Genomic DNA, 18,370 nt, shown 5'->3' with positions numbered 1-18,370 from the left:
GAACTATATGAGCTTTGATTTAGACGAAGATATCCTGCAGGATTTCCTTATTGAAGCAGGAGAAATCTTAGAGTTGCTTTCTGAGCAGCTTGTGGAGCTTGAACGCAGTCCTGAGGATGCTGAGCTTCTTAACGCAATTTTCCGCGGATTTCACACCGTAAAAGGTGGTGCAGGTTTCTTATCACTCGGTGAGCTGGTTGACGCTTGTCACGGCGCAGAAAACATTTTCGACCTGCTTCGTACTGGCAAACGTCAGGTTACACCTGAATTGATGGATGTGATCTTAGAAGCACTGGATACCATCAATGCAATGTTTGCCCAAGTCCAAGCTCGTGAGCCTCTGGATCCGGCAGAACAAACACTTCTTGACGCGCTGCATCGTTACAGCCAACCACCAACAGAAGAAGAGCTAAATGGCACCGCAGTGGCGGCAGAGCCAGAGCCTGTTGTTGAGCCAGAACCTATCGTGGTTCCTGAGCCAGTGGTTGCAGCGCCAGCACCTGTTGCTGCACCTGCGAGTGATAGCGTGATTGCAGGTGACTCTGTTGATGACATCACCCAAGACGAATTTGACCGTCTGCTTGATGAATTGCACGGTGTAGGTAACAGCCCATCATCAGCTTCTGCTGCTGAACCAGCGCCAGCCCCTGTTGAAAACAACGCGGCTGACAGTGCGGGTGGTAGCATTGTTGAGCAAATTCAAGCCGAAAGCGGTGACATCACCGACGACGAATTTGAGCGTCTACTTGATGAACTGCATGGTTCAGGTAACGCACCGGGTAACAGCGATGTTAGTTACGATACGCCTGTTGTAGAACAAGCGGCACCAGCGCCAGTCGCGCCTGCGCCAACACCAGCTGCAAGTGCGGCTGACGGTGATGATGACTTGATGTCTGACGACGAGTTTGAGCGTCTGCTTGATGAGCTACACGGTTCAGGTAAAGGTCCATCGGTTGAGGAGCTAGAGTTTGCAACTAAGCCAGTTGCAGAAATGGTCGCTGAAGAAAAAGCACCTGTAGCGCCTGCAACGCCAGCCCCTGCTGCTGCACCAAAAGCAACGCCTGCGCCAGCGGTTGCATCAGCGCCAGCAGCAAAACCTGTTGCTGAACGTAAAGCTCCGGCGAAAGCGCCAGCAAAAGCTGCGCCTGCGAAGCCTCAAGCTGAAGCGACTGTTCGTGTTGATACCTCAACCCTAGACACCATTATGAACATGGTGGGCGAGCTAGTATTGGTTCGTAACCGACTAGTAAGTTTGGGTCTTAATAACAACGACGAAGACATGTCAAAAGCGGTTGCCAACCTTGATGTGGTAACAGCGGATCTGCAAGGCGCGGTAATGAAGACCCGTATGCAGCCAATCAAGAAAGTCTTTGGTCGTTTCCCTCGCGTTGTTCGTGACCTTGCACGTAGCTTGAATAAAGAAATCGTGCTGGAAATGCGTGGTGAAGATACCGATCTCGATAAGAACCTAGTAGAAGCACTGGCCGATCCGCTAGTCCACTTGGTTCGTAACTCGGTTGACCATGGCATCGAAATGCCAGACGTACGTGAGAAAGACGGTAAACCTCGTATCGGTACTGTTCTGCTATCGGCATCACAAGAGGGTGACCACATTCTGTTGACCATCGAAGATGATGGCGGCGGTATGGACCCAGATAAACTACGTGCTATCGCGGTAGAGCGTGGTGTGATGGATGCAGATGCAGCGTCACGTATCTCTGATAACGAAGCGTACAACCTGATCTTTGCGCCAGGTTTCTCGACCAAGAAAGAGATTTCTGACATCTCTGGTCGTGGCGTAGGTATGGACGTAGTGAAGACGGGTATCAACCAGCTTAACGGTTCGATTCACATCGACTCAGCGCTGGGTAAAGGTACACGTATCGACATTAAAGTACCGCTAACGTTAGCAATTCTACCGACCTTGATGGTAGGTGTGGCAGAACAGCCATTTGCATTGCCATTAGCAAGCGTTAACGAAATCTTCCACCTAGATCTACGTAAGACTAACGTGGTTGATGGTCAGCTCACGACCATTGTTCGCGAAAAAGCGATCCCACTGTTCTACTTACAAGATTGGCTATCAGGTGTTGGTTTACCGAAGCGTGAACGTGAACACGGCCATGTGGTTGTGGTTCAGCTTGGTCACCAGCGTATTGGTTTCGTTGTAGATACTTTGATTGGTCAGGAAGAAGTCGTGATCAAGCCATTGGATGAACTACTACAAGGAACGCCTGGTATGGCAGGTGCAACGATCACGAGTGATGGTCATATTGCTCTGATCCTAGACGTGCCAAACCTACTTAAGCATTACGCTGGCCGCTAAGTAACAATAATAAAATCAAAAGAATGGGGTCTGTTAGTTTGAAATGAACTGGCAGCCCCAGATTCTTACCGGGCAACCGGAGCTACAGGATAACAATATAGATGGCACTAAAAGTATTGGTAGTCGACGACTCAAGTTTTTTTCGTCGTCGCGTAAGTGAAATTATTAATTCAGACCCACAGCTTGAGGTTATTGGCAACGCAGTCAATGGTAAAGAAGCGGTTGAGCAAGCTAAGCAGCTACGCCCAGACGTGATCACCATGGACATCGAGATGCCAGTAATGGACGGAATAACGGCTGTGCGTGAAATAATGAGCAGCACGCCAACGCCCATCTTAATGTTCTCATCGCTAACGCATGATGGCGCGAAAGCGACCCTTGATGCGCTAGATGCAGGTGCATTGGACTTCCTTCCGAAGAAGTTTGAAGACATTGCCCGCAACCGTGAAGAAGCAGTGGGTCTGCTGCAAAAACGCGTTAAAGAAATTGCCCGCAAACGTGTAATGATGCGTCGCCCTGCGGTAGCACGCCCAACGACGACAGCACGTGAACCTGCTGCGGCAACGACAGCCACTGCACGTCCGTTAGGTCGTACAACAACGGCAACCACAACACGTCCAGCAGCGGCAGCACCTGCTCGCCCAACAGCAAAACCTGTTGCTGGTCGCTTTAAAGCGACAGGTAAAAAATACCAGTTAATGGCAATCGGTACATCTACCGGTGGCCCAGTTGCACTACAAAAAGTGCTGACTAAGTTACCAGCGAATTTCCCGCTACCTATCGTATTGGTGCAGCACATGCCTGCAACCTTTACGGCAGCCTTTGCTGCACGCTTGAATAATCTTTGTAAGATTTCAGTAAAAGAAGCGGCGGATGGCGACATGCTAAAACCGGGTGTGGCATACCTTGCACCAGGTGGCATGCAAATGATGCTAGAAGGTCGTCCAGGCTCAACGCGCATCCGTATTATCGATGGCGGTGAGCGTATGAACTACAAACCATGTGTTGACGTGACTTTCGGCTCGGCAGCAAAAATTTACCAAGACAAAGTGTTGTCGATGATCCTAACCGGCATGGGCGCTGATGGTCGTGAAGGCTGTCGTATGCTCAAATCTGGCGGCTCTACTATTTGGGCGCAAGATGAAGAAAGTTGTGTGGTTTATGGCATGCCACAAGCTGTAGCCAAAGCCGGTTTGTCGACTGAAGATCTACCGCTAGAGCGTATTTCTGAGCGTATTTTGGTTGAGCTGGGGCTAGGCTAAGGAGTCAACGCAGGTGTTAGTCTGGAGCATTGCCAACCAAAAGGGTGGGGTCGGTAAAACCACAACCACGGTTTCGCTAGCTGGGTTGTTGAGTGAACGCAACAAGCGTGTCTTGTTGGTTGATACCGATCCTCATGCCTCGTTAAGTACCTATCTGAACATTGATTCCGATAGTGTGCCAGCGAGCTTATTTGATTTGTTTCAGTTAACGGATATCAACCGTAACACTGTAATGCCTTTGGTGATGAACACCAACTTCCCAGGTATCGACATCATTCCGGCTCACATGTCTTTAGCGACATTAGACCGTGTGATGGGGAGCCGAGGTGGTATGGGCTTAGTGCTGAAAAAAGCGTTGCGTAGTCTTGAACAAGATTACGATTACGTCCTGATTGACTGCCCGCCAATTTTGGGTGTCATGATGGTTAACGCCTTAGCTGCTAGTGATCGTATTCTGATTCCGGTACAAACCGAGTTCTTGGCGATGAAAGGGTTAGAACGCATGATGCGCACATTGCACATTATGCAAAAATCCCAGCCTAATGGCTTTAAAGTCACCATAGTACCGACCATGTACGACAAGCGAACCCGAGCGTCATTGCAGACGCTGCAAGAGCTTAAAGTACGCTTCCCTGAGCAGGTATGGGCGTCGGCAGTGCCGATTGATACTAAGTTCCGAGATGCCAGTATTAAACACATGCCACCGTCGTATTTTGCGCGCAGTTGTCGTGGTGTGTTTGCGTATAAAACCTTATTAAATTATCTGCTGCGGTTGGAACAAGATGAGCGATAACAATCGGTTATCCAGTGAACAAGCGCTGGATGATTATTTCTTTGACCTGCTGATTGAGGCTGAGCCAGAACCTGAGCCTCAAACAGAAGCAGAAACAGAGGTTGCAGACGCTGAGCTTGAGCTAGACTCTGCCGAAGCCGAAGCCGAAGCCGAAGCCGAAGCCGAAGCCGAAGCCGAAGCCGAAGAGATCACGGAAGCGAGTGTTGATGACAGTGACGATGTTGAATTACCGTCGTCATGGTCTACTGCTGAACAGCTTGAGGTGTCTATTCAAGCTGAAACATCACAAATTGAGGACACACTCAATAATTGTGATAAAAGCAGTGAAGAAACTGAGCTGACGGCCGATAGCTTAGATGAGTTTGTTGATGATTTGGCGCGTGAAATGTCGGCAGGCAATACGACGCAGCCTTATGTCTTTGCGGATAACGCGCAAGATGAAGAATCACCTGCAAGCGAAGACGAGTCAGTTTCGCTCGATAATGATGTCTTAGCACGCTCGTTTTCAGCGGCGAGTGAGCGGGTATCGCAAGTTTCAGACTGGGTGCCAAGCGCAGAGCCCGAAGTGAAACGAGAAACTAAATCTGAGCCGCAAGAACCAACACCTGTAATGGAGTTGGCGCAGCCAGATATGCAGGATGTGCAGCGCTTGCTTGATCAAATGTCGAGCATGCAACATGCCATTCAGCAAGACAGTGAGGCGTACATTGAGAATGTGACTGAGGCAGAATTTCTTGCCGCAGCTCAATCTGAAGCCACACTTGCAGAGCCAGAGCCAGAGCCAGAGCCAGAGCCAGAGCCAGAGCCAGAGCCAGAGCCAGAGCCAGAGCCAGAGCCAGAGCCACAATTAATTTCTGAGGTGGTGGTAGAAACACCGGCACCTGATCTGGAGACCAGCATTGCTGTCGAGCCTGAAACGCAGGCGGGTGGCGAATGGCCTCCAGCGCAAACCGCTGAAGAGTCGCTAGAGCAAGAGTTCCAAGCGCTCTTTTTTGAAGTGAACGGCGTGACATTCGCGGTATCACTGACCGATTTGGGCGGTATCCACCAGATGGCGGAGCTTAATCGTCTTCTTGGGCGTCCAGAATGGTACTTGGGGTTACTGAACAACCGAGAGCAACAACATGATGTTGTTGATACCGCGCGTTGGGTAATGCCAGAAAAACTCAGTGACGATGAGTATAAAGAAAATTATCGCTATATCGTCATGTTAGGGGAGAGTAAGTGGGGCTTAGCGTGTGATAAGCTTCATGGAACAGAAACCTTGACCCAACACAGTATTCGTTGGCGAGAAAAGGCGGGTAAACGGCCTTGGCTTGCTGGAATGGTTAAAGAAAAAATGTGTGCTTTAATTCACGTCGAAGAACTTATCAAGATGCTCAATGCTGGGCTGGATGTTAAGGGAATTCAGTGAGTAAGCTCTAAGAGGAAACAGCATGTCGCAGGTGAGTGTAGCCGAAATTCAAAAAGAAGACGGCGATCAAGTACTACAGTGGGTTACTTTCCAGTTGGAAGACGAAACTTACGGTATTAACGTAATGCAAGTACGCGAAGTACTGCGTTATTCTGAAATTGCACCTGTACCAGGTGCGCCAGACTACGTGCTAGGTATTATCAACCTACGCGGTAACGTAGTAACAGTTATCGATACCCGTTCTCGCTTTGGTCTAATGCCAGGTGAAATCTCTGACAATACTCGTATTGTGATCATCGAAGCTGAAAAACAAGTTATCGGTATCCTAGTTGATAGCGTAGCTGAAGTGGTTTACCTACGTAGCTCTGAAATCGACACTACGCCAAGTGTAGGTACAGAAGAAAGCGCGAAATTCATTCAAGGTGTGAGCAACCGTGATGGTGAGCTACTGATCTTGGTTGATCTAAACAAACTCCTTTCTGATGAAGAATGGGACGAGATGGCGTACCTATAATGCTTGAATTGGTCATCCAGTGGTTGCCGCTTGGTATTTCACTGTTCACCCTCATTATCCTTTGTGTGTTGCTAGGGCGAGAGCGAAAAGCGCGTCAGGCGCTAGAAGCCAAGTTTTCAGCAATGGAGCTGGTGGCAAAAAATGCCCGCCAGCAACACGAAAGCCTACTTAAGCAGTTTAATGAATTGCGCGTAGGTACTATGGGTATGAGCCAAAAAATGGCCGAGATAGCAGAAAATCAAGAGATGTTAGCCGAACGCCAAAGCGAAATCTCGATGCATGACCCTGATGGGCGTTTATATAGCCGTGCATCGAAAATGGTTGAGCTTGGGGCTGACGTTAATGAGCTGATGGAAGAGTGTGATTTGCCGAAAGCTGAAGCCGAGTTGCTCATGCGCCTTCAGCAAATGACCCATGATCGTCGCCGTTAAACCTCGACATTGATTTTGTCTAACCCTTCCCAGCCGGGAGGGGTTTTTCCGTTTAGGACCCACGAAAACGCAATCAACTCCGCAATCACCAGATACACCTGTTCCGGGATTGTATCACCCACCTCTAACTCATTCAGGTACTCGGCCAGTACGGGATCTTGATGGACTAATCCACCTTGTTTTTTCACCTGCTCAATGATGTGTTCAGCTAACCCTTGATAACCTTTGCTGGTAACGCTTGGGGTATTGTAGCCATCGTAGTGTAGGGCTATAGCACTCTTTTCTTGATTCATATTCTGTATGGCTTATTCGGTAGCGGTTATTAGACTTTGGCTATTAAGCCCGACTGTTGGGTAGTAAAGCTGGCTGGCAGCGGCTTTTCTACGCGATGAAAATTGGGCGGCTCTGTCTCAAAACCGAAGGTGGCTAAACGCGCCACCAGAAGAGGTGCGAGCTGTTGGCTGGTGGTGAGTACCTTGGCGGAGTCACTGGTAAAGGTTAGTGCCAAGCTGTGATCTTCAATTTGCGCTTTGGCTGTTAAGGTATCTTCGTCGCCAATAGGTAATTCGATTTCAACCCGCCATTGGTGTTGAGCGGCTTTCCCTTTCTTTTGTCGCTGAGCTGGGTAGCGGCTGACTTTGCATTTGATCTCGCGTTGCGCTGCTTGTGCTAAGTGTAATTGCAGAAAAACAGGGTCATTACTGTCAGCTTGGCTGTGAGGTAATACTCGTTGCTCTGCGGCAAGGCGTAAAAGCGCCTTGAACTCACTTTGCTGGCTGGATGAGAGATCGGATAACCATTGGCTGATCGTACTATTTGGAGTAGCCAATTGCTGGATAAGTTGCTTTAAAACTGCTGCACCTGCGCCTTGTTTTAAAAATTGCACCACAGCTGCTTGATTATTCGGCAATAGTAACTGGGGTAACCATTGTTGCACCGGGCTGTGGCTAGGGGCTGGTGTGCCAGAAAGTGACGTCAAAAGTGCAACGAAACGTTGCAGCGCTGGCAAGTTTGTTAACAATTGCTGAAGGCGAAAATGCGGTGAGTTGATTACCTCTTTAGGGGTAACTGATTGACTTGTATCAATAAGTTTGGGGTTATTCGGCACTTTCACTGTATTGACTTGTCTATCGCCAGATACTATGGCCGTTAACGTTTTATTGATATGTGTTGGGTTCACAATTACTTACCTTCATCAGTAATCTAGATAAACTGGTCGCTAACAATATACAAGCTCGATGTGGTAATATGCGTGCTCATTTTGTGTCAGTTAGGATACATCATTTCGTATGTTGTCAGTAGAGAAGTTAAGCTGTATTCGTGATGAGCGTGTACTGTTCGATGACCTCAACTTTACCGTTGGAAACGGCGAGTTGGTTCAGATTGAAGGTCATAACGGGGCAGGTAAAACAACCTTACTACGGATCATTGCTGGTTTAGGTAACGCCGACGAAGGTCAGGTGTGTTGGAATGGCGAGAACATTCTGACGTCGCGTGAAGAGTTTCACCAAGACTTGTTGTTCTTGGGGCACCAGACGGGGATCAAGCGCGAGCTGACGGCATACGAAAATTTGGCTTACTTTGAAGCCATGCACGCTGAACAAGGCAGTGCGCCGCTTGAAGGTCAAGCAAAGGTGTGTGGCGATGATTGCTTATTTCAAGCATTAGCACACGTTGGCTTAGCAGGGCGTGAAGATGTTCCTGCAGGGCAATTATCAGCCGGTCAGCAACGCCGTGTAGCTCTAGCGAGATTATGGATCAGTAATCACCGCATTTGGGTACTCGATGAGCCTTTGACGGCGATCGATAAGCAAGGTGTCAAAGTGCTGGAGCGTTTGTTCCTGTCACACGCTGAGCGCGGCGGTATTGTGTTGCTAACGACGCACCAAGATATGTTCACCGACAGTGATCAACTAAGAAAAATTAAATTGGGCCAGTAGCCATGATCAAAGCTATTTCTCAGGTGATCCGTCGTGAGTTGTTGATTGCCTTTCGTCGTCAGGCTGACGTGTTTAACCCGCTGTGGTTTTTTATCATTGTGATTACCTTGTTCCCATTGGGAGTAGGGCCGGAGCCAAACTTATTGGCACGCATTGCACCGGGCATTGTGTGGGTCGCGGCACTCTTGGCGGCTTTGTTATCGCTAGAGCGGTTATTCCGTGATGACTTCGCCGATGGCTCATTAGAACAGATGATGTTGATGCCAACACCGCTACCTGTATTGGCATTAGCGAAAATGTTAGCACACTGGTTGCTTACAGGTGTGCCACTATTACTTATAAGCCCATTATTGGCGATCTTGCTGTCGTTGGATTGGGCAACTTGGATTGCAGTGGTGTTAACCCTGCTAATTGGTACACCTACGTTGAGCTTTTTAGGCGCGATTGGGGTCGCATTGACTGTGGGTTTACGTAAAGGTGGTGTTTTATTGAGTTTGCTCATATTACCGCTTTACATACCTGTGCTTATATTTGCGACATCTGCGATAGATGCAGCAAGTCTAGGTATGGCTTATAACGGTCAATTGGCCTTGATGGGCGCAATGCTAGTCGGTTCTGCAACTTTAGCGCCTTTTGCGGTTGCGGCATCGCTACGAATTAGCGTGAACTGATCATTATCTATAGATAATGGCAGCATTATAACGATATTAAACAACATTTTAGACTGAGTAGAGTTGATATATGTGGAAGTGGTTACATCCCTACGCAAAAGCTGAGAACTGCTACCGTTTGTGCGGTACCTTGTTACCTTGGTTTTCCATTATTTCTTTAACAACCATTATTATTGGTACCGCTTGGGGCCTAGCTTACGCACCAAGTGATTACCAACAAGGTGACAGTTTCCGAATCATTTACCTGCACGTACCTGCAGCCATTTGGTCAATGGGCGCCTACATGTCGATGGCGATTGCCGCTTTCATCGGCTTGGTATGGCAAATCCGTTTATCTGATATGGCAGCGGCTGCAATGGCACCCATTGGTGCGGTGTTTACTGTGATTGCACTATTAACGGGTGCGATTTGGGGTAAACCAATGTGGGGCGCATGGTGGGTATGGGACGCTCGTCTGACTTCTGAGCTTATCCTTTTGTTCTTATACCTAGGTGTTATTGCGCTATACAGTGCTTTTGATGACCAAAAAACAGCGGCGAAAGCGGCGGGTATTTTGGCTATCGTGGGTGTGATTAACCTGCCAATCATTCACTTTTCTGTTGAGTGGTGGAATACCCTACATCAGGGTGCCACTATCACTAAATTCGATAAGCCATCAATGGATGCGTCCATGCTATGGCCATTACTACTGAATATTATCGGTTTTGCCTTCTTCTTTGGTGCTGTGACTTTAGTTCGTCTGCGTAATGAAATTATCGCGCGTGAAAGTCACCGCCCTTGGGTCCGTCAACTGGTTAAGTGAGGAAAGTATGCATTTTGAATCATTCAGCGACTTCTTAGCGATGGGCGGTTACGCCTCATACGTTTGGAGTGCTTACGGTATTTCTTTCCTAGCGATGCTTTGGATCCTAATGTCGAGTTTAAATAAAAAGCGCCGTCTCATGGCGGAGCTTAAAAATAAAATTGCTCGTGAGCAACGTATTCAAGACGCCGAAAAATTGGAGAACACACTATGAACCCGAGACGTAAAAAACGCTTAACCTTGGTGTTAGCGTTAGTCGTTGGCCTCGGTGCAACCGTCGGTTTAATGCTTTATGCATTGAATCAGAATATGGACTTGTTCTACACCCCTACAGAATTGGTAAATGGTAAGCCAGATGGCACCAAGCCAGAAGTAGGACAACGTCTACGGATTGGCGGCATGGTTGTGGCGGGTACGGTAAAACGTGATCCGCAATCGCTGAAAGTAAGTTTTGATGTGGCAGATGTAGGCCCAGCGGTAACGGTAACCTACGATGGTATTTTGCCGGATCTATTCCGTGAAGGTCAGGGCATTGTGGCGCAAGGTGTGTTAGTCGACGCTAAGACAGTTCAAGCCCACGAAGTACTGGCAAAGCACGATGAAGAATACATGCCGCCTGAAGTCGCTGCAGCGATGGAGAAAACCCACGCGCCGCTTCAATATTCAAAAGAGCAGAAGCAAGGTAGTACACAATGATTGCTGAAATAGGGCATTTTGCTCTTATCATCGCGCTAGGGTTATCGGTACTGGCAAGTATCTACCCACTTTATGGCGCATCGGCGGGAAATCAGATGATGATGCGTACCGCCCGTCCACTGACTTATGGCATTTTTGCTATGTTGTCGTTGTCGTTCGTGATCCTATGTTGGGCGTTTTACACCAACGACTTCACGTTGACTTATGTTGCAAGTAACTCGACGTCGCAATTGCCATGGTACTACCGTATCACCGCGGTGTGGGGTGCTCACGAAGGTTCATTACTGCTTTGGGTTCTGATCCAAGCGGGTTGGGCGGCAGCCGTTGCACGCTTTAGTCGTGGTATGCCACTAGAGTCGGTATCACGCGTATTAGCCGTAATGGGCATGATTTCAGTGGGTTTCCTACTGTTCATCATCGTGACATCAAACCCTTTCCTACGTACCTTGCCTTACTTCCCTGTTGAAGGTCGCGACCTTAACCCACTGCTACAAGATCCGGGCTTGATCATTCACCCGCCATTACTGTATATGGGCTATGTTGGCTTCTCGGTAGCGTTTGCTTTCTCAATCGCTTCGCTAATGACGGGTCGTCTAGATACTGCATGGGCTCGTTGGTCTCGTCCTTGGACAATCGCAGCATGGTCGTTCCTAACACTAGGTATCGCGATTGGTTCTTGGTGGGCGTACTACGAACTAGGCTGGGGTGGCTGGTGGTTCTGGGATCCAGTAGAAAATGCCTCGCTAATGCCTTGGCTTGCAGGTACTGCGTTGATGCACTCACTAGCAGTGACAGAAAAACGTGGCACCTTTAAAGCGTGGACAGTATTACTGGCGATCTCTGCTTTCTCATTGAGCTTACTGGGTACCTTCTTGGTACGTTCGGGCGTATTGGTATCGGTGCACGCATTCGCATCGGATCCTGCGCGCGGTATGTTCATTCTTGGTTTCCTTGTGGTTGTGATTGGCGGCTCGCTATTGCTTTACGCATTGCGTGGCGCACAAATTCGCTCACGAGGTAACTACAGCCTACTATCACGTGAAAACCTACTGCTAGCAAACAACCTGTTACTGGTTGCAGGTCTGATTGTCGTGCTTGTTGGTACGTTATTGCCACTGGTTCACAAACAAATTGGTTTGGGCTCGGTGTCTATCGGTGCACCATTCTTCAATACTTTGTTTACTTGGTTGATGGTGCCATTTGCTTTCATTCTAGGTATCGGTCCACTGGTTCGTTGGAAGCGTGATCAGCTAAGCTCGCTGAAAAAGCCGTTGATCCTTTCGGGTCTATTCACTGTGCCTTTTTCTGTAGGCGTGGTGTACCTGTTCGCAGATAAATTCCAGCCGTTCGCAGCCCTAGGCGTTGCAATGGCAGTATGGATCATTGTGCTGCAAACTTATGAGCTTTATGAGCGTGCTACTCACCGTCATACCCTAGCGGTTGGTTTAGGCAAGCTTGGTCGTAGCCACTGGGCAATGGTGCTAGGTCACCTTGGTCTGGCTGTCTCTGTTATCGGCATGGCATTGGTTTCAAACTACGATCTTGAGCGCGACGTACGTATGGCGCCGGGCGAAAGCATCCATGTTGAAGGGTACGATTTCAAATTTGCAGGTCTACGCGATGCGGATGGTCCGAACTACGATGGTTACATTGCAGACTTTAACATCACGAAAGATGGTAAGTATGTGACGACCCTGCATGCAGAGAAGCGTTTCTACAGTGTTGCACGTTCAATGATGACCGAAGCGGCTATCGACAGTGGTATTACTCGTGACCTTTATGTCGCTATGGGTGAAAAGCTGGGTAACGAAGGCGCTTGGGCAGTACGTATTTACTATAAACCGTTTGTTAACTGGATTTGGTTTGGTGCCATTCTAATGGCTCTTGGTGGTGCATTTGCGATCAGCGACAAGCGTTACCGTTTCCGCCAAAAAGCGAAGCAACCAAAATCAACAGCAGGTAAGCAAGTTGAGGTGAATGGATGAATAAGAAGGTTTTATACATCCCGCTAGTGCTTTTTATCGCATTAGCCATGGTGTTTCTTGTGCAATTAACGCGTAATGCAGACGGTGATGATCCGACTAAGTTGGAATCTGTACTGGTGGGTAAACCTGTCCCTCAGTTCAAACTTGAAGACTTAGTAGAAGCGGGCAAGTTGTACGAGCAAGACATTTTTAAAGGTCAGCCTTTACTACTAAACGTATGGGCGACTTGGTGTCCAACTTGTTACGCTGAGCACTCGTACTTAAATAAACTCGCAGCTACTGGCGTTAAGATTGTTGGTCTGAACTACAAAGATGATCGCTTGAAAGCTGTGCAGTGGTTGAATGAATTGGGCAACCCATACATTCATAGCTTATTTGATGGCAGTGGTATGCTGGGAATGGACCTTGGTGTTTATGGTGCGCCAGAAACATTCCTTATCGATGCTGACGGAGTGATCCGTTACCGTCACGTGGGCGATGTTAACCCACGTAACTGGGAAGAAACTCTGCAGCCTATGTATAGCAAGTTGCTAGAGGAAGCGAAGGGATGATGAAACGATTCTCCATGCTTCTCGCTGGTCTGATGCTGGCACTGTTGACGTCAACGTCAGCAGTGGCGGCGATTGAAGTACACAGCTTTGATAACGTCGATCAAGAAGAAGCATTCCAAGAGCTAACGGCAACCCTGCGTTGCCCTAAGTGTCAGAACAACACGATTGCTGATTCCGATGCGCCTTTAGCGCGAGACATGCGCCAGAAAGTGTATGACATGCTTCAGCAAGGCAAAGATAAAGAAGATGTGGTTGATTACATGGTCGCGCGTTACGGTAACTTCGTTACCTACGAGCCGCCAGTGATGCTATCGACCATTATTCTATGGCTTGGTCCGTTATTCTTTATCGTAGGTGGCTTTACGGTATTGGTATTGCGCTCTCGTCGCAATAATGAGCCTCAGGCTGCGGCAAACGATGATCTTGATGAAGCTGAAGCGAAACGTTTAAAAGCGATGCTCGCTGAAATGGAACAAGATAACGTTGAGAACAAAAACGATAAGGTAGAAAAATAATGATGTTGTTCTGGATCACCACCATCGTTTTAATTTTGGTGGGACTACTTTTTTTCGTGGTGCCGATTTATTACGGTAAAGCGCAAGATGACGCCGCTAGCCGCGATGAGCTCAACAAAGCTTTTTATCAAGATCGTGTACGTGAAATCGAATCTGAAAGCGATGAAGGTATTGTTGCTACTAAAGGTGAGCTGGTTTCTGAGCTGCAACAGTCATTGCTTGATGACGTTGTAGAGCTGCATCAGCCGGAAGAAAAGCTAACGTCACCTTGGTTAGTTTTGCCGGGTATCGTTGCCACTATCGTGATTTGTTACGGTTTGTACTTCAACGTAGGTAACATCAGTAAAGTGGACGAATGGCAGAAAGTCGCAGCGCGCTTACCTGAGCTTTCTCAGCGTCTAATGAATGAAGATCAAGACCCTCTGACTGATGAAGAGATGAATGATCTGACATTGGCGTTGCGTACCCGTCTTCACGATACGCCAAATGATGCGACTGGTTGGTTGTTGCTTGGTCGTATTGGTATGGCTAACCGTGATGCTGAGACATCACAGACGGCGATGAAGCGTGCCTACGATCTGCGACCTAACGATACGGAAGTACAGTTAGGTTACGCCCAAACTTTGATGATGATTGGCGACCCTGCGCAAAGCGACTTTGTTCGTTCGCTACTACGCTCGGTGATCAAGCGCGATCACACCAATGTACGTGCGATGTCGTTGTTGGCGTTTGATGCGTTTGAGCGTAAAGAGTTTAAGCTGGCGATTTCTTACTGGAGCATGATGAAAAAACTGGTATCGCCAGATGATCCTCGTGTTGAAATGTTAGACCGCAGCATTGAGCGTGCACAAGCACAGCTAGGTACTGGTGAGGCGACGACTAAATCACTGACAGTAACGATTAACCTAGACCCAAGTGTGCAACTGCCGCAACAAGGTTTGTTGATCATCTCGGCACATGACGAGAATGGTTCACCGATGCCGATTGCGGCTCGTCGTGTACCGCTTTCAGGCCAGTTCCCTTTGACTGTAATGCTTGATGATAATGACAGCATGATCCCAGAGCGTTTAATGTCGTCTTTGCCTAAGTTAATGGTTAAAGCTCGCATTGATGCTGATGGTAACGTAATGACTAAGCAAGGTGACTGGTACGGTGAAAGCCAACCTGTTGACCTTGGAAGTAGCGTAAATGTTGTGATTAATCAGCAATACAAATAACTAAACTGGAATAAATTGAGCAGGCTCGATATTATTATTGAGTCTGCTTTTTTTATGGATGAAATTTAAAGCTTGTTAAAAGAAATACTTAGAACCGCCACAGTCGCTATTGTGCTTTCAACTTCGGTTATTGGCTGTGCTGACTCGCCTGAAAGGCATGAGCAGCAAGCTGCGACTACCAACCAAGTGAAAGTAGCGGATCATATCGACTATGAAGCGGAAGCCAGCAGTGACACGCAAAGTGGCGTTTATGACCCTTTCGAAGGTATAAATCGCTCTGTTTGGCATCTTAACTACAATATTCTCGATCCTTACGTGGTTCGCCCAGTGTCTTTGGCGTATGTGGATTATGTACCTGTTCCTGTGCGCTCAGGGCTAGCCAACTTTTTAGCTAACCTTGAAGAGCCAGCGAGCATGGTAAACAGCTTGATCATGCTGAATCCTGAAAACGCGGCGATTCACTTTAACCGTTTTTGGTTTAATACCGTGTTTGGTTTGGGCGGCTTGATTGATATCGCGACTGCCGCTGATATCCGCTCACCGGGTCAGCGAGAGTTTGGTGATTCACTCGGTTATCACGGGGTTGGGAACGGACCTTATTTCATGGTGCCTATGTATGGTCCTATTACCTTGCGTGAAGGGGCGGGGGATATCGTCGACGGTTTATACTTCCCTCTTAACTTGCTGACGTTCTGGCAAAGTGCGGGTAAGTGGGCACTAGAAGGTATGGAAAAACGTGCGGCATTAGTACCGCAAGAAGCGATATTAGAAGATTCGCCAGATCCGTATTTGTTTACGCGTGATGCTTATATTCAGCATAAGAACTTCCGCGCATCGAATGGTGCTCCTTTGGATACGCAAGAGCAAGAACCTGATTTTTCAGACGAGTTTCTTGATGAAATCGATGATTATTAGGGGGGCTAGCCTAGAGTTAATAAAAATCCGAGCATTGCTCGGATTTTTTGTATCAGTAGTAAATGGTGGTATCTAGTTGCTTTATTGTTAGTTCATTAAAGCCCGGCGTAAAGCTGTCTAAATCGTGATGCTTTGGTTTATCGATGTTCAACTGCGTTGTTGTCGAAGGTAGTACATCATCGCTCCAGCATTGTTTACTAACTTGTTTATGAACGGCTTTGCCGCTGGCAAGGTTATAGTCAAATAGCTGATAACAACCTTGGGTTCCATATTTGATGGTTGCTCCAATTAAAGGCCACGCCTTACCATCAAAACGGTATCTGTGGGTGTAATTCCATTTTTGTGCACTGCCGCCAAAATGATGAATCACTAAAGCGCCACGCTCAATGGTCATGCTTTCAAACGGATCCCCTAATAGGCCTCCGCTTTCACTGTCTAACACGCCACCTTGGCTAACATGCCATAGCTGCCATTCATCTTCGCTTCCTTTGAATATTTGAATCATGCGTAGAGCTGGGCTTTGCCCTTTGATTGCGACGTCAAGCAACAGTGCTTTTTCGGGCTGACCATCTTTGTCTAAATCTCCCCACGCTTCAGCAAGAATATGGGACTGAAGGTTAAGGCTTTCTGAATCGTTGGATGCTTGCGTAGTTAAGCTGAAAGCAAGCAAAGGGAGTAGAGTAAGCGAAAGTCTTGTCATGATGATAATCGTCGTTAGATGGTGCGATAGGTGATACAAGCAAGGCCAAGGATAGCGGTTGAGAATCTCACGCTGCAAGTAAGTTTTAGCTAAATTTTGCGGTGTGGGCAGTGAATATGAGCGACAGGAAAGTGAGTTGGTAGTGGTGGCGGAGAGGGTGTGCCTTTTATGTTTATTTCGAATCTAGCTGTGGCACGATAGCTAAAAAAATGCCGCTTACAAGATAGCCTTGTTAAGCGGCATTTAGACTCGTACCTTCTCATTGCTGACTTTACAGTGCGTTACCGCCAATCGCTATGAGCGAGTTTATGTGAGTCAGTCTTTATGAGTGCTTAGAAGCGGTAGCTTGCTTGAACACCAAGTAGCCATACGTTACCAGTGGTTTCACCAGTAAATTGACCTGGAAGTGCAGCTTCTGATTCAGTCATAGATGCATCTTTTGCGAAGATGTAAGTAAAGCCAGCATCTAGGTTGAAGTCTTTAGTTACTTGGTAACCTGCACCTAGGCTTAGCCATAGACGATCTGTCTCTGGGATAGTTTGGGTACGGTTAGCATCGTCAACTGCTGATGTGTCGTAAGCTACACCAGTGCGAAGTACAACAGCCTGGTTTAGTTGGTAAGTTGAACCAACAGCAAAGCGGTAGTTGTCTTTCCAGTTTTCATCTTTGATATGCTGTTTACCTAGAGCGTCGATATCTGCTTCTAGCTTGTCAAAGCTGCTCCAGTCGGTCCAGTTGAAGCTTGCGTGTACAGCTACTTTGTCAGTTAGCTGGTGGAAGCTTGCAAGTTCTGCTGTAGCAGGAAGCGTTAGCTCCATGCTACCAGAATACTTCTTAGCAACTTGTTTACCAGACATAGCTGCTGTCATGTCGAAAACAACACCAGATGCTTCGCCTTCAAGTTTTAGATCGACTGCAGAGCGGTAGTTGAAACCAATGCGGTTGTCATCATTGATCTGCCAAGCGGCACCCAGTTGCCAACCCCAAGCAGTATCATCACCTTCCATGTATTTTAGGTCAGTGCCTTTTGGAATAACGCCTTGTTGAGTAGGCATATCTGTTGGAGTATTAGCACCAAAGTGGCCTTCACCCATAACGTAACGAACACCAGCACCTACGCTGAATTGCTCGTTAATTTTGTAAGCAAGGTTAGGGTTGATCTCAACAGAGTGAACTTTCGCTTGGTTACCGTATTGGGTCGCAAGGAACTCGCCACCAAGTTCTGTTTCCATACCGTAGTTGGTAGACAGCGCAAGACCAACGAATACTTGATCATTGATTTGGTGTGACAGGTAGAAGTTAGGGATCACTGCAGATTTTGCAATGTCGTTTGCTTCTGTTGGGATATCCATACCAATGTTAAGGTTACCCTTCACATCGATATTAGGATCAACGTAGATCGCACCTGTCGATACTTGAGTACCAGTTAGGTAGCTAAGCATTGCTGGGTTACGGAACTGTGCGCTTGCGTTGTCAGCCATTGCTGCTTCACCTGCGAAAGCACGACCAAGACCTGTTGCTGAATATTCTGCTAGTTGGAAGCCTGCTGCTGCTGCATTTGCACTGATAACTAGCGTTGACGCTGCTGCTAAAGCGAGAGTGATATTGTTCTTTTTCATGATTAATTGTTCGCTGAAA

Annotated in this window: 20 protein-coding genes; 16 read left to right on the top strand and 4 right to left on the bottom strand. The window is 47.7% G+C overall.

All coding sequences use genetic code 11. From position 1 onward, the window contains the following. Nucleotides 1-7 precede the first annotated feature (7 nt). The 6 genes from A3K86_RS06830 (at nt 8) to A3K86_RS06805 (ending at nt 6,740) form a co-directional block, all read left to right on the top strand. On the top strand, nt 8-2,326 hold the full coding sequence (locus A3K86_RS06830) for a chemotaxis protein CheA (RefSeq protein WP_068329603.1): 2,319 nt from the start codon (nt 8-10) through the stop codon (nt 2,324-2,326). A gap of 101 nt (nt 2,327-2,427) precedes the next feature. After that, entirely contained in the window at nt 2,428-3,588 is a 1,161-nt protein-coding gene (locus A3K86_RS06825) for a protein-glutamate methylesterase/protein-glutamine glutaminase (protein WP_068329600.1), read from the top strand. Nucleotides 3,589-3,601: 13 nt separating this feature from the next. Then, nucleotides 3,602-4,381, top strand: a complete 780-nt coding sequence (locus A3K86_RS06820) for a ParA family protein (RefSeq protein ID WP_068329589.1) — start codon at nt 3,602-3,604, stop codon at nt 4,379-4,381. Nucleotides 4,382-5,042: 661 nt separating this feature from the next. After that, on the top strand, nt 5,043-5,795 hold the full coding sequence (locus tag A3K86_RS23130) for a chemotaxis protein CheW (RefSeq protein WP_415860031.1): 753 nt from the start codon (nt 5,043-5,045) through the stop codon (nt 5,793-5,795). 22 nt (nt 5,796-5,817) lie between these two features. Then, complete coding sequence (locus A3K86_RS06810; protein WP_068329586.1) at nt 5,818-6,309, top strand: chemotaxis protein CheW; 492 nt, start codon at nt 5,818-5,820, stop codon at nt 6,307-6,309. Next, nucleotides 6,309-6,740, top strand: coding sequence for a DUF2802 domain-containing protein (locus A3K86_RS06805; RefSeq protein WP_068329581.1), 432 nt, complete (start codon nt 6,309-6,311; stop codon nt 6,738-6,740). The genes A3K86_RS06810 and A3K86_RS06805 overlap by 1 nt, the downstream gene beginning before the upstream one ends. On the opposite strand, the gene A3K86_RS06800 is transcribed toward A3K86_RS06805, so the two are convergent. After that, the gene (locus A3K86_RS06800; protein WP_068329575.1) at nt 6,737-7,033 is read right to left on the bottom strand and encodes an EscU/YscU/HrcU family type III secretion system export apparatus switch protein; all 297 of its coding nucleotides are present in this window, start codon (nt 7,031-7,033) and stop codon (nt 6,737-6,739) included. The genes A3K86_RS06805 and A3K86_RS06800 overlap by 4 nt on opposite strands. A gap of 29 nt (nt 7,034-7,062) precedes the next feature. Then, nucleotides 7,063-7,920, bottom strand: a complete 858-nt coding sequence (locus A3K86_RS06795; RefSeq protein ID WP_068329572.1) for a hypothetical protein — start codon at nt 7,918-7,920, stop codon at nt 7,063-7,065. A 109-nt stretch (nt 7,921-8,029) separates the two neighbouring features. Between A3K86_RS06795 and ccmA the strand changes: the two genes are divergently transcribed. The 10 genes from ccmA to A3K86_RS06745 all read left to right on the top strand — a co-directional run bounded on the left by ccmA (nt 8,030) and on the right by A3K86_RS06745 (nt 16,032). Further along, nucleotides 8,030-8,680, top strand: a complete 651-nt coding sequence (gene ccmA, locus A3K86_RS06790) for a cytochrome c biogenesis heme-transporting ATPase CcmA (protein ID WP_068329561.1) — start codon at nt 8,030-8,032, stop codon at nt 8,678-8,680. 2 nt (nt 8,681-8,682) lie between these two features. Then, nucleotides 8,683-9,351, top strand: a complete 669-nt coding sequence (gene ccmB / locus A3K86_RS06785) for a heme exporter protein CcmB (protein ID WP_068329559.1) — start codon at nt 8,683-8,685, stop codon at nt 9,349-9,351. A 70-nt stretch (nt 9,352-9,421) separates the two neighbouring features. Continuing rightward, the gene (locus A3K86_RS06780; RefSeq protein ID WP_068329556.1) at nt 9,422-10,153 is read left to right on the top strand and encodes a heme ABC transporter permease; all 732 of its coding nucleotides are present in this window, start codon (nt 9,422-9,424) and stop codon (nt 10,151-10,153) included. A 7-nt stretch (nt 10,154-10,160) separates the two neighbouring features. After that, nucleotides 10,161-10,367 carry a heme exporter protein CcmD gene (ccmD, locus tag A3K86_RS06775; RefSeq protein WP_068329553.1) on the top strand — a complete coding sequence of 69 codons (207 nt, stop codon included), beginning with the start codon at nt 10,161-10,163 and terminating at the stop codon, nt 10,365-10,367. Continuing rightward, nucleotides 10,364-10,849, top strand: coding sequence for a cytochrome c maturation protein CcmE (gene ccmE / locus A3K86_RS06770; RefSeq protein ID WP_068329552.1), 486 nt, complete (start codon nt 10,364-10,366; stop codon nt 10,847-10,849). The genes ccmD and ccmE overlap by 4 nt, the downstream gene beginning before the upstream one ends. After that, the gene (locus A3K86_RS06765; RefSeq protein WP_068329549.1) at nt 10,846-12,834 is read left to right on the top strand and encodes a heme lyase CcmF/NrfE family subunit; all 1,989 of its coding nucleotides are present in this window, start codon (nt 10,846-10,848) and stop codon (nt 12,832-12,834) included. Before ccmE ends, A3K86_RS06765 begins: the two co-directional genes overlap by 4 nt. After that, nucleotides 12,831-13,385: a DsbE family thiol:disulfide interchange protein gene (locus A3K86_RS06760; protein WP_068329542.1), complete on the top strand. Its 555-nt coding sequence runs from the start codon at nt 12,831-12,833 to the stop codon at nt 13,383-13,385. The genes A3K86_RS06765 and A3K86_RS06760 overlap by 4 nt, the downstream gene beginning before the upstream one ends. Continuing rightward, nucleotides 13,385-13,900 (top strand): cytochrome c-type biogenesis protein, encoded by a 516-nt coding sequence (locus A3K86_RS06755; RefSeq protein ID WP_068330276.1) that lies wholly within the window; start codon nt 13,385-13,387, stop codon nt 13,898-13,900. Before A3K86_RS06760 ends, A3K86_RS06755 begins: the two co-directional genes overlap by 1 nt. Next, nucleotides 13,900-15,117: a c-type cytochrome biogenesis protein CcmI gene (gene ccmI / locus A3K86_RS06750; protein ID WP_068329540.1), complete on the top strand. Its 1,218-nt coding sequence runs from the start codon at nt 13,900-13,902 to the stop codon at nt 15,115-15,117. Before A3K86_RS06755 ends, ccmI begins: the two co-directional genes overlap by 1 nt. 84 nt (nt 15,118-15,201) lie before the next feature. Next, complete coding sequence (locus A3K86_RS06745; RefSeq protein ID WP_415860030.1) at nt 15,202-16,032, top strand: MlaA family lipoprotein; 831 nt, start codon at nt 15,202-15,204, stop codon at nt 16,030-16,032. Between the two features lie 52 nt (nt 16,033-16,084). Here the strand turns inward: A3K86_RS06745 and A3K86_RS06740 are convergent, their stop codons facing one another. After that, nucleotides 16,085-16,732 (bottom strand): hypothetical protein, encoded by a 648-nt coding sequence (locus tag A3K86_RS06740; RefSeq protein WP_068329536.1) that lies wholly within the window; start codon nt 16,730-16,732, stop codon nt 16,085-16,087. 332 nt (nt 16,733-17,064) lie between these two features. Further along, nucleotides 17,065-18,351: an outer membrane protein transport protein gene (locus A3K86_RS06735; protein WP_068329527.1), complete on the bottom strand. Its 1,287-nt coding sequence runs from the start codon at nt 18,349-18,351 to the stop codon at nt 17,065-17,067. Nucleotides 18,352-18,370: the final 19 nt, after the last annotated feature.

This window comes from Photobacterium jeanii (genome assembly GCF_001650345.1).
GTDB lineage: Bacteria > Pseudomonadota > Gammaproteobacteria > Enterobacterales > Vibrionaceae > Photobacterium > Photobacterium jeanii.
The sequence above is the reverse complement of the archived record's forward strand: the minus strand, read 5'-3'. Positions and strand labels throughout refer to the sequence as shown.

Excerpts from the sequence above, each read along its gene's own strand:
- A3K86_RS06760 (WP_068329542.1), top strand. The coding sequence starts at position 12,831 with ATGAATAAGAAGGTTTTATACATCCCGCTAGTGCTTTTTATCGCATTA.
- A3K86_RS06800 (WP_068329575.1), bottom strand. The coding sequence starts at position 7,033 with ATGAATCAAGAAAAGAGTGCTATAGCCCTACACTACGATGGCTACAAT.
- A3K86_RS06825 (WP_068329600.1), top strand. The coding sequence starts at position 2,428 with ATGGCACTAAAAGTATTGGTAGTCGACGACTCAAGTTTTTTTCGTCGT.
- A3K86_RS06765 (WP_068329549.1), top strand. The coding sequence starts at position 10,846 with ATGATTGCTGAAATAGGGCATTTTGCTCTTATCATCGCGCTAGGGTTA.
- ccmI (WP_068329540.1), top strand. The coding sequence starts at position 13,900 with ATGATGTTGTTCTGGATCACCACCATCGTTTTAATTTTGGTGGGACTA.
- ccmB (WP_068329559.1), top strand. The coding sequence starts at position 8,683 with ATGATCAAAGCTATTTCTCAGGTGATCCGTCGTGAGTTGTTGATTGCC.
- A3K86_RS06805 (WP_068329581.1), top strand. The coding sequence starts at position 6,309 with ATGCTTGAATTGGTCATCCAGTGGTTGCCGCTTGGTATTTCACTGTTC.
- A3K86_RS23130 (WP_415860031.1), top strand. The coding sequence starts at position 5,043 with ATGTCGAGCATGCAACATGCCATTCAGCAAGACAGTGAGGCGTACATT.
- ccmD (WP_068329553.1), top strand. The coding sequence starts at position 10,161 with ATGCATTTTGAATCATTCAGCGACTTCTTAGCGATGGGCGGTTACGCC.
- A3K86_RS06830 (WP_068329603.1), top strand. The coding sequence starts at position 8 with ATGAGCTTTGATTTAGACGAAGATATCCTGCAGGATTTCCTTATTGAA.
- ccmA (WP_068329561.1), top strand. The coding sequence starts at position 8,030 with ATGTTGTCAGTAGAGAAGTTAAGCTGTATTCGTGATGAGCGTGTACTG.
- ccmE (WP_068329552.1), top strand. The coding sequence starts at position 10,364 with ATGAACCCGAGACGTAAAAAACGCTTAACCTTGGTGTTAGCGTTAGTC.
- A3K86_RS06735 (WP_068329527.1), bottom strand. The coding sequence starts at position 18,351 with ATGAAAAAGAACAATATCACTCTCGCTTTAGCAGCAGCGTCAACGCTA.
- A3K86_RS06740 (WP_068329536.1), bottom strand. The coding sequence starts at position 16,732 with ATGACAAGACTTTCGCTTACTCTACTCCCTTTGCTTGCTTTCAGCTTA.
- A3K86_RS06780 (WP_068329556.1), top strand. The coding sequence starts at position 9,422 with ATGTGGAAGTGGTTACATCCCTACGCAAAAGCTGAGAACTGCTACCGT.
- A3K86_RS06755 (WP_068330276.1), top strand. The coding sequence starts at position 13,385 with ATGAAACGATTCTCCATGCTTCTCGCTGGTCTGATGCTGGCACTGTTG.
- A3K86_RS06810 (WP_068329586.1), top strand. The coding sequence starts at position 5,818 with ATGTCGCAGGTGAGTGTAGCCGAAATTCAAAAAGAAGACGGCGATCAA.